Source organism: Pseudomonas sp. B21-032 (genome assembly GCF_024748965.1).
Classification (GTDB): Bacteria; Pseudomonadota; Gammaproteobacteria; order Pseudomonadales; family Pseudomonadaceae; genus Aquipseudomonas.
Map to the genome: position 1 here is coordinate 2,483,855 of NZ_CP087180.1, position 16,615 is coordinate 2,500,469.

Sequence of the window (16,615 nt, forward strand, 5' to 3'; positions counted from 1 at the left end):
TGCGCTGGCACATGCAGTTGATTCCCTGGTCCCATGACACAAGTGCTGGCTTCACCCTGCGCGGCTGGCGCTCCCCAGCCAGTGGCAAGCCGCTGCTGCATTTTTTGCACGGCAACGGCTTTTGTTGCCTGGCCTACCAGCCGTTGCTGGCGCGCCTGGCCGAGCAGTTCGACCTGTGGCTGTGCGATGTCCAGGGCCATGGCGACAGCGACCATGGCGGCCCGTTCGCCGGCTGGAACCGCACTGCCGAGCTTGCCATCGAAGCCTTCGAGGCCGGCCGTGGCGAGTACGGCGATGTACTACGCTTTGCCGTCGGCCACAGTTTTGGCGGGGTGCTCACCGGCCTGATGCTGGCGCAACAGCCGCAGCTGTTCCAGCGTGCGGTGCTGCTTGACCCGGTGCTGTTCACCCGGGCGATGATGGGCATCATGGGCGCGGCGGCGCTGGTCGGCCTGCACCGTCGCCATGCTCTGGCGCGCAAGGCTGCCACCCGTCGCAGCCACTGGCCTGACCGCACGGCGGCGCGGGCATCGCTGGAAGGGCGGGGGATCTTCAAGGGCTGGAGCGAGCCGGCGTTGCAGTCATATATCGAACACGCCATTGGCGATTGCGGCGAAGGCGTGGTGCTCAAGTGCCGCCCTAGCCGTGAAGTGGAAATCTTCAGCTCCTTCCCCCGGCGCATGTGGGCGTCGCTGGCCCAGGTGAGCACCCCGAGCCTGGTGCTGTATGGCCAAACCACCTATCCCTTCGTGCCGCAGTCGGTGCAGCGCTGGGCCTTGGGCAATCCTCAGGTCAGCGCCAGCCAGGTGGCGGGTGGGCACTGTTTCATGCAGGAAGATCCGGCGGCGTGCAGCGAGCGGGTCGCGGCGTTTTTGCTTGGCTGACCTGCGCATGTCCACTTTGCGACGATAGCTGGCCTTGTCGCGAGCGAACGACAGCGTGCCTTTGCCCGGCTCTGGCAGGCGCCGCGGCCTGAAGTCGAGCTGAGCCGCCCCGCTGGCACGCGTGCGGATGAATTGGCACAGGATTAGTGATCGTTGTCCCAGAGCCCGCAGCTGGACTGGCTGGTGCAAGCAGCCCTTGCGCACAACCGCGACCTGGCCGTTGTCCAGGCGAATGTCCAGGTTGTGACAGCGGGCGGCAATGCGTTCGCCATGGCGGTATTATTCGGCCAGGGTGAGAATAGGATTTTGAAAGTTCGCATTGTTCAGCACATGAAAGTCGCTGAAATTTGAGGGCAGAAGATTAACAAATTGACTGGTTATTGAGCTGAACCGGGATCCAATGTGGGTACAATGCCATCATCGCATACAGCCTATTTTGGACCAAAAGAACTCAAGCATGATGCAGCCCCTCGATACCCTGATTTGTTTTGCCACTCGCTGGGGCCCGCAATTTGGTGGGATCAACAGTTTTAACCATGACCTGCTTGGGGCGTTCGCGGCATTGTATTACCGCCAGGCACGCACGCTATGCGTCGTACTTTGCGCCAGTGACGCGGACAAGGCCGACGCCAGCGCTCAGCAGGTAACGCTTGTTTCTTTAGGCTTGGAGGGCAAGAAGCAGTTTGCCGAGGGTGATGTGCATCTGGTTTGGGCTGCATTGAAAGCAGCGGGGATCGAATTGCACGAGCGCTGCGTCTGGCTGGGCCATGACAGAATTACAGGCGCAATTGCGCTGGCGGCCAAGGCACAGGGTGGTCGTACGGCGTTGATTCACCATATGAGTTATGAACGTTATGAGCCGTTCGCCGAGAATGCTCAGCGGGCTAGAGCCAAGGAAGATGAACAGCGGCAGCTGTTCCAGGCTGCGGACGTGGTGATGGCTGTTGGTCCGCTTCTGCGTGATGCCCTGTATGACATGCTCGATCATGAGTCGATTCCAATGCTGATACCCGGGCTGGCGGAAATCACCGCCAAGCGCGAACCCAAGACCCTGAAAGGTTTCCTGAGCGGGCGCCTCAGTGCTGACGCAAGGAAAATCAAACAAGCACACCTGGGGGTTGCAGCATTCTCCCAGGCGATTCGTCTGGCGGATGCGCAAGCGGAAATGCCCAACAGGTTTCAGGGCAAGAACGAACCGAAGTTGTTGTTGCGGGGCGTGGATTTCGAAAATTGTGTGCAAGGTACAGGCGACGGTGCGGAGGCGGAGCTCCGTCGTTATGCTCAGGAGCAAGCGCGGCGCGTGGTCAATATTCAACCTTTGCCTTTTACCGCACAACGACAGGTGTTGTTCGATGACTTGCGAGGCTCATCGGTTGCAATGATGCCCTCATGGCACGAAGGGTTTGGTCTGGTAGCTTGGGAGGCCATCGCCGCAGGCGTGCCACTGGTGCTGAGTGTGAAAAGTGGTGCGTACAAGCTGCTCGAAGAGCTTGACCATGGTGCTTACAAATCCTGGGTCACTCCAATTGATGTCGATGGCAGTGAGGAGGAGCCTTATCATTCGGCAGCTGATGTAGAGCGACTGGTCAAGGCACTTACATTGATTGGCCATGATTCCACCAAGCGTCACGATGCCTCTCGATTGCGAGAGAAACTATGCGGTCTGTACACGTGGGCGCAGTGCGCGCAATCCTGTGGCCAAGCCTTGGGCTGGGTGTTGCAAAACGCTCCGGCGCCTGAGCAAGCGGAGCACCGCAATGCTTCGCTTCCAGCGTCGGCTGCTTCGCCTGGCGTGGCTGTTCCAACCCAGGCGCTGACGGGACTTGGGTTGCCGCAGGCAAGCTGGCGGCCTAGGCAGGGGCTCAGTGACAGTCAACTCTTGCGCGCCGAAGAGGAGATCGTGCCCTTTGATGCGAACCGCGAGCCCTTTCTACTGACGCAGTTGGAGTGGGTGCAACAATCGGATTACACCTTGCAGGTGCGCTTGCTCTGTGGGCCGGGTGGTGTCGGCAAGACTCGCCTGGCCCTGGAAATGTGCCAACGGATGCACCAGTTGGGGTGGAATGCAGGGTTTCTGGCGGGTGATTGCGACACGGAGAAGGCGTTGGAGTTGGTCAGGAGCCTAAACTCAAGCCCCGACCCAAGTCTGTTGGTGATCGACTACGCCGAGACCCGACAGCCGCTTCTTCTAACCCTGATCAAGATGTTGAGGGGCAGGCCGCAGATTCAACCTGTGCGTGTGCTCCTGTTGGCCCGCGCAGGGGGAGAGTGGTGGCGGGTGTTGCCGGGTAAGGACAGTCAGTGCGAAGACGTGCTCGAAGGACCTGCCACCAGCGGCCCTTTCATGTTACCAGCGCTACATGGCAGTCCCGAAGCACGCCAGGTTGCATACCGCCACGCGCTGCTGGCGTTCGCTGAAAAGCTCGAAGTGCATCCGCCTGAGCACTTGCCCAATCTGGACGACCAGCACTTCTCCAGGCCGCTTTACATCCAGATGGCCGCGTTGATGGCATTGCGGGGTGAGCGGCCGCGATCGGCCGAAGCGCTACCACGAGCGCTGGTCAATCATGAACGCCGTTACTGGGCCAAAGTGCTTGGGGCTGTGGGGGGACAGGGAGAAGAGATAGTTCATAGGGCGGGGGTTCTGATGACGCTTTCCACCCTGGCTAATGGCATCGCTACCGAGCGCATGCTGGAAGACATCCTCGACGTCCCGGAAATCGAGCGTGCCGAGTTGAAGTCCCTTTTTCGGGCGCTTACCCCCTTGTATCCGGATCACCATCAGGGCTTGCAAGGCCTGCGACCAGACCTGATTGGCGAGGCTTTGGTCGCACAAAGCCTGTTGGGCACACGTGGAGTGGAATTGCTTGATCAGGTGCTGGCCAGCGGGAGCATTGCCTTGAGACGTTCCAGTCTGACAGTGGTGGCGCGCTTGCTGCGTGAGCGGGAAGACCTGTTGCCTGTGATCGAGGACGTTCTCGGGCGACATTTTGTTTCATGTGTCGATGATTGCATTGCAGTTTGTCTTGAGTCGTCTGGTCCTTTGCTGGAGGTTGTCGAGCGTGTCTATCAGGGGCTGCCATCGCGCTTGCAGTCGCAAGCATCGGGGGCTCTGATGACGTGGTTGAACTTCGACATCGTGCAGTTGGCGAAGCTGAACATTTCTGTGCGCCAGAGCCAGGTCTTCCGTTGCCTTGAGAAGATGAGAAAGAAAGAAACCTCTCGGACAATTGAAAACTACGCAGCAGCCCTGGGGACCCTGACGTTTGCCCTGAAAAGCGATGGGCAGATGCGAGAGGCCTTGGACACCATAGAACAAGCGATCGCTCTCGCACCGAAAATTCGAGACACGCAGAATAGTGACTTGAACTGGCACCTGAGATTGCATTCGGAACTCTTGACCGTACTGGGTAAAAACGACGAAGCCTTGGTCAGTGCACAGAAGTCCCTGCGCCTCAGTAGACAGAAGGTTCTGCTCTACGGAAGTGAAAACGCGGTTGAGCTCTCAAAGGCACTGGGTGTCTGCGCGAGTTGCTTGGTCGAATGCGCAATGCCGGTCCAGGCATTGCAAATGAGTGAGGAAGGCCTTCAGCTAGCAAGGAACTCTGCACGAAAGGTTTCCAAAACCAGCCAAAGTGATCTGGCTGTTAGCTTAAGCGCCTATGCTATGTGTCTGGGAATGAATGGGCACATTCAGAGGGCATTGGCGGCAAGTGAAGAGGGGCTCGGGCTGCGCCGGGCATTGATGGAGATCGAGCCAGAGAAGCATCGGCAGAACTTTGCTCTGACCTTAATGAGCTATGCTGCACGGCTATCGGATGTCGGAGAGATAGAAGAGGCGCTGCAACTGACCAAAGAGAGCCTGGCGATCAATCGGTTGCTGGCTGAATCCAAGCCTGAGCGATTCACCGAAGCCTTAGCGAACACGCTCAATAACTGCATGGTTATCGAGGCTGAGGCAGGAAATTTCTCCGCGTCGCTGGCGATGTCCGAAGAATTGCTGGCGCTGTATGACTATCTGGTTCAGAGCAACCCGGACCGACATCAGTTTGACATTGAAGAGGTACGGCTGGGTTGTGCATTTGTACGGTGGTTAGCGGATGGGTACTCCTTTGTTCAAGAGGCTCGTCGGCCGGTTGTTGTACCGGGGGATGTCCAGAAACAACGTTCCTTGGAATACGAGCAGCATTGGCTATTGGCGTTTGCTGACCAGACGTTGGAGGCAGTCAAGGATGCTCAGGCATGCTGGGACAGATTGGACTTCTCCCAGCAATTCTCCATGCGTAACAAGCAGATTTTGCTCAACGCTTTCAGCTCACACCGATTCGGCCAAGGCGACGAGCAGTGGTGTGAGCATCTTGTAGAGCTTCGAGAGGTGCGCAAGGGGCACATCCCGGCATGGATGAGCGAAACGGCCCATCGTCTTGCGTTCCCCTTGCCTTGAGTCTGCTGGGTCTCACGCAATATCACTGGCCTCGAACTCCGCCGCCAGAAAGTCCAGCAAGCTGCGCACCGACGGCAGCAAGCCGCGCCGCGAGGCGAACACCGCGTGCACCACGCCGCACTCCGGTGCCCAGTTCGGCGTGGCTTGCAGCAGGCGGCCGGCGTCGAGTTCTTCGCGGATCACCACCAGCGGCAAGTGCACCACGCCGACACCCGCCACCGCCGCCTGGCGCAGTACCACCAGGTCATCGGTGACCAGTCGCGGGCTGTGCCGCAGGCTGGCGCGGGCACCGTCCGGGCCGAGCAGGTGCCAGTGGTAATCGCGCTGCGGGTAGCCCCAGTGCAGGCTCGGCAAAGCGCTCAGATCGGCGGGCACTGGGCGTGGGGGCAGGCGTTCGAGCAAGGCGGGCGCCGCCACCAGGTACTGGGTGCTGCGCGCCAGTACCTTCATCACCAGGTCGCTGCTTTCCAAAGGCGGTACGCGCACGCGCAAGGCAATGTCGATGCCTTCCTGGATCAGGTCGACCTGGCGATTGGTGCTTTCGATATGCAGCTGCACCAGCGGGCACTGGACCATGAAGCGGGTAAGCATGGCCCCCACCCAGAAATCCAGCAACGCCGTCGGGCAACTCAGGCGCACGATGCCCTGGGGCTCGGCGCGGTTGCGCTCGATCAATTCGGCGGCGCCTTCGGCCTCCACCAGCATGGCCACACAATGGCGGTAGTAAGCCTGGCCGATTTCAGTCACCGAAAAATGCCGGGTCGAGCGCTGGATCAGGCGCACCCCCAGGCGTTCTTCCAGCCCGGCAATACGCCGGCTGAGCTTGGACTTGGGCATGTCCAGGGCGCGGCCGGCCGGGGCAAAGCCGCCGTGATCGACTACCTGGGCGAAGTAGTAAAGGTCGTTGAGGTCTTCCACCAGTGTTCTCCATATGGAACGCTGAAGGCAGTTTAACCGATCTACCGCCGATGTCGTTGCGCTCGTATGGTTATAGCCATGCACGAGAGGAGGCATTTGATGAAAAAGATCCAAGGCGTCTACAGCAGCCCGAACCCCCACTGGGTAGGTGATGGCTTCCCGGTCCGTAGCCTGTTTACCTACGACAACCTGGCCCAGCACATCAGCCCGTTCCTGCTGCTGGACTATGCCGGCCCCCACGACTTCACCCCGACCACGGCGCGTCGCGGCGTCGGCCAGCATCCCCATCGCGGTTTCGAAACCGTGACCATCGTCTACCAGGGCGAACTGGAGCACCGCGACTCCACTGGCGCCGGCGGCCTGATCGGCCCGGGCGATGTGCAGTGGATGACCGCCGCCGGCGGCATTCTCCATGAAGAGTTCCACTCGCCGGCGTTCGCTGCCAAGGGCGGCACCCTGGAAATGGTCCAGCTGTGGGTCAACCTGCCAGCCAGGGACAAATCGGCGCCGGCCGGTTACCAGACCCTGCTCAGCAACGACATCCCGCTGGTGCCACTGGGCAACGGCGCCGGCACCTTGCGGGTGATTGCCGGTGCGTTTCGCGGCCACCAGGGCCCGGCGCAGACTTTCTCGGCCATGGATGTCTGGGACCTGCAGCTCAAGGCCGGCGCGCCCGTGCGCCTGCCCAGTGCCGCCGGGCGCAGCACCGCGCTGGTGGTGTTGCGCGGCCAGTTGCTGGTCAACGGCGAGCGCCAGGTTGGCGCCGCGCAACTGGTGCTGTTCGACCGTGCCGGTGACGAGCTGCTGCTTGAAGCACAAAGCGATGTGTCGGTGTTGCTGCTCAGTGGCGAGCCGCTGGATGAGCCGATCGTTGGCTACGGCCCGTTCGTGATGAACAGCGAGGCCGAAATCGCCGAGGCCTTTGACGATTTTCGCGCCGGGCGCTTCGGCCAGATGAGCGGGCAGGCCGGTCCGCGCCACCACAACTAGTCTCATAACCCCTGAAGGAGAATACGCCATGAGTACCTTTGCCAACGTTGCCAACTTCAACGGCCAGGTGCCGCGCATAGACCCTGAAAATGTCGCGATGCTGCTGATCGACCACCAGAGCGGCCTGTTCCAGACGGTCAAGGACATGCCCATGACCGAGCTGCGGGCCAACGCCATCACCCTGGCCAGGATTGCCAGCCTGGCGAAGATCCCGGTGATCACCACCGCTTCTGTGCCACAAGGCCCCAATGGCCCGCTGATTCCGGAAATTCACCAAGCCGCGCCGCATGCCCGCTATATCGCCCGTAAAGGTGAAATCAACGCCTGGGACAATCCCGAGTTCGTCGAGGCAGTCAAGGCTACCGGCAAGCAGCAACTGATCATCGCCGGCACCATCACCAGTGTGTGCATGGCCTTCCCGAGCATCAGCGCAGTTGCTGCAGGCTACCAGGTGTTTGCCGTGATCGACGCCAGCGGTACCTACTCGAAGATGGCTGAGGAAATCACCTTGGCGCGGGTAATGCAGGCCGGCGTAGTACCGATGGACACCGCTGCGGTGTGCTCGGAGGTCCAGCGCAGCTGGAACCGCGAAGACGCCCAGCAATGGGCCGAGGCCTACAGCTCGGTGTTCCCGCATTACCAGCTGCTGATTGAAAGCTACCTCAAGGCGCAACAGGTAGCCCGCGACAATGAACTGCTCGATTCGCAACGCTGATCCCTCATGTCCGGTGCCTGGCACCGGCGTCTCAACGCAAGGAGTAAGACCATGACCAAGCCCTACGTCCGCCTGGACAAGAACAACGCTGCCGTCCTGCTGGTCGACCACCAGACCGGCCTGCTGTCGCTGGTGCGAGACATCGACCCGGACCGTTTCAAGAACAACGTGCTGGCCGTTGGCGACCTGGCCAAGTATTTCAAGCTGCCGACCATCCTTACCACCAGCTTCGAAACCGGCCCCAACGGCCCGCTGGTGCCCGAGCTCAAGGCGCAGTTCCCCGAGGCGCCGTACATTGCCCGCCCGGGGCAGATCAACGCCTGGGACAACGAAGACTTCGTCAAGGCGGTCAAGGCCACCGGCAAGAAGCAGCTGATCATTGCCGGTGTGGTGACCGAGGTGTGCGTGGCTTTCCCGGCGCTGTCGGCCCTGGAAGAAGGTTTTGAGGTGTTCGTGGTTACCGATGCTTCGGGCACCTTCAACGAGCTGACCCGCGACTCGGCCTGGAACCGCATGTCGCAAGCCGGCGCCCAGCTGATGACTTGGTTCGGCCTGGCCTGCGAGCTGCACCGCGACTGGCGCAACGATATCGAAGGCCTGGGCACCTTGTTCGCCAACCACATCCCCGACTACCGCAACCTGATGACCAGCTACAACACCCTCACCAACGGCAAGTAACGCCGTTCAATGATCGACGGCCGGGCGCTGGCGTGGCCCGGCCGTCGTCGTCTGACAGTCGTCGAAATCCCTGGCGTCGTTGCCGTTGCCCAGGTGATGATCGGCGCATGAATTCTACCTCCAGCCTGGCAGGCCATCGCCGCAGCATTCGGCCCGCCAGCGCCATCAGTTTCTGGCTGGCTTACCAGCCACCCTTGCACTGGCCGTCGCTGCTGGGGTTTCTTGCTGCGCGGGCGATTAGCGGGGTAGAGACGGTCGTAGCGGGGGTCTATACCCGCAGTTTTGATCTCGCTCGTGGCCAGGGCATCGTCCAGGTCGCGAAGGCGCGTGGGCACCGGCTGAAAGTCACTGTGATCGCTAGCTCTGCCGGTGCGTTGCCGGGGTTGCTGGCCAGGGTCCGGCGAGTATTCGACCTGGATGCCGAGCCGCTGAAGATCGAAGCACTGCTGCGCCGCGACCCGTTGATGGCGCAATTGATCGAACTGCGCCCGGGCCTGCGCGTGCCTCGGGGCTGGGATGGGTTCGAGCAGGCCATGCGTACAGTGCTGGGCCAGCAGATCAGCGTCGCCGGGGCGATTACCCTGGCCGGGCGCCTGGTGGCGGGGTACGGCAAGCCGCTGGCCGCGCAGCTTCAGTGTGTACCCGGCCTGACCCATGTGTTCCCCCGCGCAGAGGCTGTTGCTGACGTCGACCTCAGTGGCCTGGGCATGCCGCGCTCGCGGGCCGCGACACTCTCGACCCTGGCCCGGGCGCTGCTGCTAGACCCGCAACTGCTGCGCCCTGAGCGCGACCTGGAGGCCTGGGTCCAGCGCCTGTGCCGGCTGCGCGGCATCGGCCCGTGGAGCGCGCACTACCTGGCCTTGCGCCAGATGGGCGCGGCCGATGCCTTGCCGCTGGGCGACGTGGCACTGGTCAAGGCCCTGCGCCTGCTCGAAGGCCCCGAGGCGCAACTGGCCCAGCGCGCACCGGCCTGGAGCCCGTGGCGCGCCTATGCCGCCCAGCACCTGTGGGCGTCGTTGAGCTGACTCAGCTGGACTGGCGCCAGGTCACATCGGTAATGCCGTAGCGTTCGGCCAGTGGCTTGCTGACTTTTTTGACTTTTTCGCGACCGTACCGGCCTATGCGACCGATACCGGCGTCGCAACTTGCCCAGTGCCAGGCTTCAGCGTTGTCCATCGTCTCGGCGCGGATGATGAAGGACTTGTGATCGCCGTGAAGCTGGTAGTCGATGACGAACAGTTTTGCGTTGTTCATGGGTCTGGAATGATCCTTACAGAGCAGTGACCAAGAAAATCCCTTCAATGCCTCTAGTGAGTGCTGCGCCGGTAGAAAAATTCCATCGGATTTCAGCCTGTCAGTGGGCGCCGCTGATGGTCAGGTGCCGGGCATCCTTTTCGAACACCACCTGCTCCAGGCGATGGGCGATGCCGCAGGCCAGCGAATCGTAGGCGGGGATGACCTTTTCTTCGGTCGACAGGCAATGGAAGATGTCCAGTTTGCGCTCGGCCTGGGCAGTCTCCAGCTCGAAAATGCGCACGTAGCGCTCCAGGTCGTTGTTCAGGCTCGACAGGTATTCGCGCAGGCGCGAATGGTCCACCGCGCTCTGGCTGAAGTGCCAGGTCATGGGGTGGATGAGAAAACGCGAATGCGGCGCGGCGACACGCTCGCCAGCGGCCAGGTACATGATGATGCCCATCGATTCGATGTTGCCGGCGTTGACTGCGCACAACGGCACCGGCAAGGACTTGAGAAAGCTGTACAGCGAGAAACCGAAGTTGGTGCTGCCGCCGGTGGTCGACAAAAACAGCAGCAAGGAGGTGGCGCCATCGTCGACGGCCTGCAGGCAGCGGTCGCGAAAACGCTCGGTGGTGTCCTGATCGATCTGGCAATGAAAGTGGATCACCTGTTGGCTCATGGCAGTGCCTCGGGACCGACGCACGTGGCGTGCGCCGGCCTTTCGTCCTTTAGCTACGGCCGCCACCACTTGGTTTGCGGGTCTGGTCTTTGCCCATGTCGGGCTTGCGGCTCTGGTCACTTGGCTTTTGATTGCCACCGGAAGCCTGGCCACCCTTTTTCCCGGCTTCAGACGCTTTTTGCCGGTCGTTCGCGAAATTCCCGGGATTCGAAGTGTCTTTGCTAGCCATGATTCTCTTCCTCTTGTGAATGTTCGCAAGGCGTTTGCCTTACACAGGTTGGGAGGCGGTCGGCGCAGGCAAAGTTTGAAATATTTCGCCGCTGCGGGACGAACGGTCCGGGGCTGCCGTTCATCCGCGATAGCCGCGAATGCTTTGAACTTGGCGACCCACGGGTGGCTCTTCCGAAAGATCATTGCTGCCCTGCATGGGGGAAACGGCGCGGCATCAGCGATTTCAATTGGCATTAAGGGCCGACGCGGTAGTAACTGAGTAGTCGGTCCCTCCGACACGAGGATCGCAGCATGTCACTGATTGGAGTTTCCACGCTTGAGTTGTGCCATATGATCGAACAGGCATTGCTGCCTGAACACAGTGTGGTGTCGTGCTCCGATGGCGAGCACCTGACCATCCAGCTGGGGCAGGGCGATAGCCTGGGCGACTGCCTGACCGTCACCGGCATCAAGGTGCATAGCCTGACTACTTGCCACGAACTTGCCGCCCTGGTGGCCCAAGTGCGCGAAGAGCAGCGCCTGGGGCGTAGCCAGATTCCGTTCAAGCCCCAGGCGCTTGCCTGAACCACGCCGACTGCGTCCAGTCAGCCGAGGCTGGCCGGGCGCAGGTATTCAGGGCTGAGGACGTTGAACCAGAACAGGATCATCGATACCAGGATGGTCACCAGCACCAGCAGCCCCACCGCCCAGACACTGGTCGAATACAGCAGGCCGTCTTCCTTGCGCAGGCGCAGGAAGGTCGGCAGGCCGACGTACAGCAGGAACGTCGCATAGGCCGACGCCGCACCCAGCACGATCAACGCCAGCCAGCGCCCGGGGTAGAGCCCGGCGACACCGGCGATGAAGTACGGCGTGGCGGTGTAGGCGGCAAAACCGATGCACTGGTTGAGGCTGGGGCGGGCATCGAAGGTGCGCGACATCCAGCGAATGAACCCGCCCATGATCATCACCCCGAGCACACAACAGGCGTACAGCAGCACACCCAGTTCAGCGGCGCTGGCCACGCTCAGGCGCACCCGCTCGGTGCCGGCCAGGCTCCAGCCGATACTGGTGGTGCCGATGAACAGGCACAAGGCGGGAATCAGCGCCATCAGCAGCAGGTGCGGCAGGTAATGGCGCGGGTGCAGTTCTTCTTCCTGGCGGATTTCCATCCAGGCGTCAGCGGGGTGGGTGAAGAGTTGAACCAGATGGGTACTCATGGTGACCTCCGGGTAAACAGGGTTTAAAACACCGCTCCCTGATCTATGGAGGTCTGGCCGGCGACGGGGTTTCATTTATTTGAACCACCCAGCCCAAGGCCCGGTGTATACACCGCTGTTGTGGGAGCCGGGTTACTGCAGCTCCAGCTGCAACTGCAAGCCGCCGTCATCACAGCGCCGGTGATACTGGACGATCCCGCGATAAGTACGGCCCTCCCAGACAAACGCCACGCTGTGCGAACGCTCAAGCTTGGCCGGCACTGGCGCGCGTACCTGCAGGCGCAGGCCGGGCAGGCCATTGATGTTCAATGGCGCCAGTTGCACTTCACATTCGGCGCTGTGGGCCACCGGGCCGAACAGCGTGTCCTGGACAAAGTCGATCTGCAGGCTGGTCGGGCTGGCCGGGCTGACCTTTCTCATTCCAGGGCCCTCCTTCAGTTCTTGCGGTGCGCGTTCTGCAGTTGCTTGGCCATTTGCAGGTGATGCTTGAGGGTCGGCAACGTGGTCTTGGCAAAGGTGCGCAGGTCGTCCGGGTCGGAGGTCGACCGGCTCTCTTCGTCGAACAGGCGCACCGCCTGTTCATGGGCGTCGACCTGATGGGTGGCATAGGCCGCATCGAACGACGCGCTGTCCTGCACCTGCAGCATCATCTTGCGCGCCTTGCTGGTCAGGGCAGCGTCGTCCGGGACGCTGAAGTCATGTTGTCTGGCCAGCTCAAGCAGGTGCTGATTGGCTTTAGTGTGATCCTTGATCATCTGCTGGGCAAACGCCTTTACCTCGGGCGAGCGGGTTTTTTCCAGGGCCAGCTGGCTGGTCTGAATTTCCGCCATGCCGGCATTGATGGCTTCGTCGACAAAGGCATTGTTGCTGGCGGCCTGGGCGCCGATGCTGAGCAGGGCGCAAAGCCCCAGGGCGAGGCGGGTGGGGCGCAGGAACGGGCTCATGAGCGGTATCTCCGTGGGTGTGAACAAACAGACGGCTGTTAGTTTTACGAAAGGCTGCCGGCGCCAGAGTTCAGCTTCAATGCTGCGCAGCAGCGGATCGTCGCAGTTGCAGCAAACCTTCACCGACCGGCGCAGTCAGACTGACAAAGGGCCCTTCAAATACCCCTGGGAGAACGTCATGGCCAGAGCCATCTGGAAAGGTGCCATCAGCTTCGGCCTGGTGCACATCCCGGTGTCGTTGAGTACTGCGATCAGCAGCGACCGGGTCGATTTCGACTGGCTCGATGAGCGCAGCATGGAACCGGTGGGCTACAAGCGGGTGAACAAAGTCACCGGCAAGGAGATCGCCCGCGAGCACATCGTCAAGGGCGTGCAATACCAGAAAGGCCAGTACGTGGTGATCAGCGAGGAGGAGATCCGCAAGGCCCGCCCCGAGGCGACCCAGACCATCGATATCTTCTCGTTCGTCGACAGCGACGAAATCCCCCTGCAGCAGTTCGACACCCCGTATTACCTGAGCCCCGACCGGCGTGGTGGCAAGGTTTATGCCTTGCTGCGCGAAACCTTGCAGAGCACCGGCAAGGTGGCCCTGGCCAAGGTGGTGCTGCACACCCAGCAGCACCTGGCGCTGCTGCGCCCGCTGCAAGACGCCATGGTCATGATCACCCTGCGCTGGCCCGAGGAAGTGCGCGGCCTCGACAGCCTGGAACTGGACGCCAGCGTGCGCGACTCGAGCATCGACAAGCGTGAGCTGCAAATGGCCAGGCGCCTGGTCGAGGACATGAGCGGGCACTGGACGCCGGAGGACTACCGCAACGACTTCAAGGACACCATCATGAGCCTGGTTGAAGAGAAGGCCAGCCAGGGCAAGATCGCCACGGTCGAGCCGCTGGAAGGCGAAGGCGAGCAGAAAAACGCCGATATCATCGACCTTACCGAGCTGCTCAAACGCAGCCTGGGCGGGCGCAAACCGGCGGCGTAGAAAGCCGCGCCAGCGGCGAAAAAGCCTGCCGGCAGCAAGCCGCGCAAGAAGGCCTGATCAGCCGGCCACGGTGGTTTCATGCAGATGGCGCCAGCGCAGGGCGCCATCGTGGCGCTCGAACACCGCGGTCGAGCGGCGCACCGAGCGATTGCCGGCGTCATCGACCTGCCATTCGCGATAACTGACCACGCAAAGGCTCGGCCCTTCGCCAATCACTTGCAGCTCATCGATGCTGATATGCAGCCCGGCGCGCTGGCCGTGGGCGTGGGCGAACAGTTGCTGCAAGCCCTGATAATCGACGATTTGGCCGGGCAGGTTGATCATCGAGAACTGCGCGCTGAAGCGCGCCATCAATGCGTGCAGCTCTGTGGCGGGGGCTGCGCCGGACAGCCATTGTTCGATGGCTACGTGGGCGTCGAGAACTTCCTTGAAAGCGGGATGGGTCATGGGCACATCTCAAGTAGTAGTGGTGGTAAGCCCCAGGCCGCGAGCCCCGGGCAGTTTCAGCACCAGCGGTAGCGGAATCAGGGTCAGCAGCGCGGCGAGGATGAAGGTGTGCCGGAACGCCTGGTCATCGGGCAGCAACCGGTTAAGCACGGCGCCGAGCACGGCGACGCCGAGGCAGAAGCTCAGCTGGCGGTTGAGGTTCCACAAGGCGCTGGCCTGGCCCATTTGCGCCGGCGCAATGGCCAGGAACGCCAGGCTTTGCGCGCTGCTGCTGCACAGGCTGCTGCCCATGCCGAGCAGGGCGAAGATCAGCGCCAGCCAGGCCTGGTGCCCGGCAACCGAGGGCAGGGCCAGCCACAGCAGGGCGGCGCACTGGATCAGCATCCCGGCAATCAGCAGGCGCTTGGGGCCGCTCAGGTTGAAGCGCCAGCGCACCCAGGCGATCGCCGACAGGGCGCCCGCTGACCAGGGCAGCATCAGGGCGCCGGTGGCCGTGGCGCTGAGCCCAAGGCGCTGCTGCAGGTACAGGGCGGCCACCAGGTTGGCGCCGATGAACACGCCTGGCACGCACAGGTAGATAAGCATCGCCGTACGCAGCAGCGGTTGGCCGAGCAGGCGCAACTCCAGCATTGGCTGCGGCGCAGGCAACGGCGGGTTTGCCGGCAGCCAGGCCAGCACCAGGGCAATGGTGATCAGGCTCAGCGGCAGCATGGCGAAGAAGATCCAGCGCCACGAGCCCTGATCGACTACCACCCCGCCCAGTGCCGGCGACAACGCCGGGACCAGCAAGGCGACCATCATCACCAGTGAGGTCAGGTGGTGGCGCTGCTCGGGCGCATACAGGCGATAAGCCATGGCCTGGCCCACCGGAATCAGCAGGCCGCCACCCAGGCCTTGCAGCAGGCGCCAGACCAGCAGGCTGTCGATCGAACCGGCGCTGCCTGCCAGCGCCGAGCCCAGGCCGAACAGCGCCAGCGACAGCATTAGCGTTTGCCGTTCACCCAGCCGCGTGGCCAGCCAGGTGCCCAGCGGGATCACCAGGGTCAGGCCGAGCATGTACAGGTTGCTGCTCCAGCTCAGTTGCGCCACCGAGGCGTGCAGTTCCTGGCCCAGGGCTGGATAAGCGGCGTTGAGGGCAAACATGTTGAGCAGGTCGAGGGTGAAACCCAGCAGATAGACCAGGGTGACTTTCGTGCGATAGGGCATGAGTGCTTCGAAGGGCTGGAGAAAGGCGCAGTCTAGTGGCTTGTTGGCGCTTGAATAAGGTGCGTAAACCCGGCAGATTGGTCGAATTATTTTGACAATGGCGAACCCACACGCATGGTCAGCCTCGACCGTTTCGAACTGTTTTGCGCCGTGGTGCAGGCAGGCTCCTTCACCGGCGCCGCCGAGCGCTTGCAGCAAACCCGCGCTGCGGTCAGCTTCAGCATCAAGCAACTGGAAGCGGAACTGGGCGTGACCCTGCTGACCCGCACCACCCGCCGCATCGCCCTGACCGATGCCGGCGAGCGCTTTTACCAGCGTTGCCTGCTGGTGGTCGAAGATGCCCGCATCGCCATCGACGAAGCGCGCGCCGAGCACGCCGGCCTGCAGGGCAGCTTGCGGATTACCACCACGGTCGAGTACGGGCTCAAGGTGCTCGCCCCGGCACTGCAAGCGTTCTGCCGTTTGCACCCTGAGCTGAGCGTGCGTCTGGAAACCCACACCGCTCAGGTCGACCTGGTGCGCGAGCGCTTCGATGTCGCCATCCGCCTGGGCCAGGCACTGGACTCCGATTACCGGGGCGTATGCCTGGCGAGCTACCAGGTGCGCCTGGTGCTGGCGCCCGGCCTGCTGGCTGCCCACGGCGAGCAGTTGATCAACTCACCCGCGCGCCTGGCTCAGCTGCCGCAACTGGTGCACAGCCGTTTCGAGCAGAGCAACCGCTGGGCGCTGGTCGACAGCAAGGCGCGCAGTTCGGAGTATGTCCCTCAGGGCACGCCATTGCTGATCGCCGACAACGCCTCGATCCTGCGTGCCTTTGCCGTGCAGGGCGCAGGCGTGGCGCTGTTGCCGGACTGGCTGGTGGCCGATGAGCTGGCCAGCGGGCAGTTGCTCGATGGGCTGCCCGGCTATGGTTTTGCGCCGCAAAGCGTGTATGCCCTGTATCCGTCCAGCCGCCACGTACCGCGCAAGGTCCGTGCCTGGATCGACTTTATCAAGGCTCACCTTGCCCAAGCGCGCCACATCGAGGCGGTTCTCACGCCACCGGCTTGAGGTGCAGGCTTG

The 16,615-nt window shown here is 62.2% G+C and carries 19 protein-coding genes; 10 read left to right on the plus strand and 9 right to left on the minus strand.

All coding sequences use genetic code 11. The annotated features are described in order from the left end of the window. Positions 1–11 precede the first annotated feature (11 nt). From LOY54_RS11520 to LOY54_RS11530, 3 genes are all read left to right on the plus strand, one after another. Positions 12–884, plus strand: coding sequence for an alpha/beta fold hydrolase (locus LOY54_RS11520; RefSeq protein ID WP_258610444.1), 873 nt, complete (start codon positions 12–14; stop codon positions 882–884). A gap of 153 nt (positions 885–1,037) precedes the next feature. Next, on the plus strand, positions 1,038–1,235 hold the full coding sequence (locus LOY54_RS11525) for a hypothetical protein (RefSeq protein ID WP_258610445.1): 198 nt from the start codon (positions 1,038–1,040) through the stop codon (positions 1,233–1,235). Between the two features lie 106 nt (positions 1,236–1,341). Beyond that, positions 1,342–5,328 (plus strand): glycosyltransferase, encoded by a 3,987-nt coding sequence (locus LOY54_RS11530; RefSeq protein ID WP_258610446.1) that lies wholly within the window; start codon positions 1,342–1,344, stop codon positions 5,326–5,328. Positions 5,329–5,340: 12 nt separating this feature from the next. Here LOY54_RS11530 and LOY54_RS11535 read toward each other — a convergent pair whose 3' ends face one another. Then, positions 5,341–6,249, minus strand: coding sequence for a LysR family transcriptional regulator (locus LOY54_RS11535; RefSeq protein WP_258610714.1), 909 nt, complete (start codon positions 6,247–6,249; stop codon positions 5,341–5,343). 96 nt (positions 6,250–6,345) lie between these two features. On the opposite strand from LOY54_RS11535, the gene LOY54_RS11540 reads away from it, so the two are divergent. The 4 genes from LOY54_RS11540 (at position 6,346) to LOY54_RS11555 (ending at position 9,654) form a co-directional block, all read left to right on the plus strand. Beyond that, positions 6,346–7,236, plus strand: a complete 891-nt coding sequence (locus tag LOY54_RS11540; RefSeq protein WP_195883812.1) for a pirin family protein — start codon at positions 6,346–6,348, stop codon at positions 7,234–7,236. Between the two features lie 28 nt (positions 7,237–7,264). After that, positions 7,265–7,951 carry a hydrolase gene (locus LOY54_RS11545; RefSeq protein WP_045196787.1) on the plus strand — a complete coding sequence of 229 codons (687 nt, stop codon included), beginning with the start codon at positions 7,265–7,267 and terminating at the stop codon, positions 7,949–7,951. 51 nt (positions 7,952–8,002) lie between these two features. Further along, complete coding sequence (ycaC, locus tag LOY54_RS11550) at positions 8,003–8,629, plus strand: isochorismate family cysteine hydrolase YcaC (protein WP_093383839.1); 627 nt, start codon at positions 8,003–8,005, stop codon at positions 8,627–8,629. 107 nt (positions 8,630–8,736) lie between these two features. Next, positions 8,737–9,654, plus strand: coding sequence for a DNA-3-methyladenine glycosylase (locus tag LOY54_RS11555; RefSeq protein ID WP_258610447.1), 918 nt, complete (start codon positions 8,737–8,739; stop codon positions 9,652–9,654). 1 nt (position 9,655) lies between these two features. Here LOY54_RS11555 and LOY54_RS11560 read toward each other — a convergent pair whose 3' ends face one another. The 3 genes from LOY54_RS11560 to LOY54_RS11570 all read right to left on the minus strand — a co-directional run bounded on the left by LOY54_RS11560 (position 9,656) and on the right by LOY54_RS11570 (position 10,773). After that, the gene (locus LOY54_RS11560; protein WP_093383833.1) at positions 9,656–9,883 is read right to left on the minus strand and encodes a DUF6555 family protein; all 228 of its coding nucleotides are present in this window, start codon (positions 9,881–9,883) and stop codon (positions 9,656–9,658) included. A gap of 100 nt (positions 9,884–9,983) precedes the next feature. Then, positions 9,984–10,544, minus strand: coding sequence for an ATP-dependent Clp protease proteolytic subunit (locus LOY54_RS11565; RefSeq protein WP_045196795.1), 561 nt, complete (start codon positions 10,542–10,544; stop codon positions 9,984–9,986). A gap of 49 nt (positions 10,545–10,593) precedes the next feature. Continuing rightward, entirely contained in the window at positions 10,594–10,773 is a 180-nt protein-coding gene (locus tag LOY54_RS11570) for a general stress protein (RefSeq protein ID WP_082075430.1), read from the minus strand. Between the two features lie 293 nt (positions 10,774–11,066). Here LOY54_RS11570 and LOY54_RS11575 point away from each other — a divergent pair, with 293 nt between their 5' ends. Next, positions 11,067–11,339: a DUF1652 domain-containing protein gene (locus LOY54_RS11575; protein ID WP_258610448.1), complete on the plus strand. Its 273-nt coding sequence runs from the start codon at positions 11,067–11,069 to the stop codon at positions 11,337–11,339. 20 nt (positions 11,340–11,359) lie between these two features. On the opposite strand, the gene LOY54_RS11580 is transcribed toward LOY54_RS11575, so the two are convergent. From LOY54_RS11580 to LOY54_RS11590, 3 genes are all read right to left on the minus strand, one after another. After that, positions 11,360–11,974 (minus strand): Yip1 family protein, encoded by a 615-nt coding sequence (locus LOY54_RS11580; protein WP_195883815.1) that lies wholly within the window; start codon positions 11,972–11,974, stop codon positions 11,360–11,362. 132 nt (positions 11,975–12,106) lie between these two features. Further along, positions 12,107–12,394 carry a hypothetical protein gene (locus LOY54_RS11585; RefSeq protein ID WP_045196801.1) on the minus strand — a complete coding sequence of 96 codons (288 nt, stop codon included), beginning with the start codon at positions 12,392–12,394 and terminating at the stop codon, positions 12,107–12,109. 14 nt (positions 12,395–12,408) lie between these two features. Beyond that, positions 12,409–12,918, minus strand: coding sequence for a DUF4142 domain-containing protein (locus LOY54_RS11590; RefSeq protein WP_258610449.1), 510 nt, complete (start codon positions 12,916–12,918; stop codon positions 12,409–12,411). A 178-nt stretch (positions 12,919–13,096) separates the two neighbouring features. Here LOY54_RS11590 and LOY54_RS11595 point away from each other — a divergent pair, with 178 nt between their 5' ends. Next, positions 13,097–13,900: a Ku protein gene (locus LOY54_RS11595; protein WP_258610450.1), complete on the plus strand. Its 804-nt coding sequence runs from the start codon at positions 13,097–13,099 to the stop codon at positions 13,898–13,900. 57 nt (positions 13,901–13,957) lie between these two features. Here LOY54_RS11595 and LOY54_RS11600 read toward each other — a convergent pair whose 3' ends face one another. Then, the gene (locus tag LOY54_RS11600) at positions 13,958–14,347 is read right to left on the minus strand and encodes a nuclear transport factor 2 family protein (RefSeq protein ID WP_258610451.1); all 390 of its coding nucleotides are present in this window, start codon (positions 14,345–14,347) and stop codon (positions 13,958–13,960) included. A 9-nt stretch (positions 14,348–14,356) separates the two neighbouring features. After that, a complete protein-coding gene (locus LOY54_RS11605; protein WP_258610452.1) occupies positions 14,357–15,553 on the minus strand; it encodes an MFS transporter in 1,197 nt (398 codons plus the stop codon). Positions 15,554–15,667: 114 nt separating this feature from the next. Here LOY54_RS11605 and LOY54_RS11610 point away from each other — a divergent pair, with 114 nt between their 5' ends. Beyond that, positions 15,668–16,603, plus strand: coding sequence for a LysR family transcriptional regulator (locus LOY54_RS11610; protein WP_258610453.1), 936 nt, complete (start codon positions 15,668–15,670; stop codon positions 16,601–16,603). Positions 16,604–16,615 lie beyond the last annotated feature (12 nt).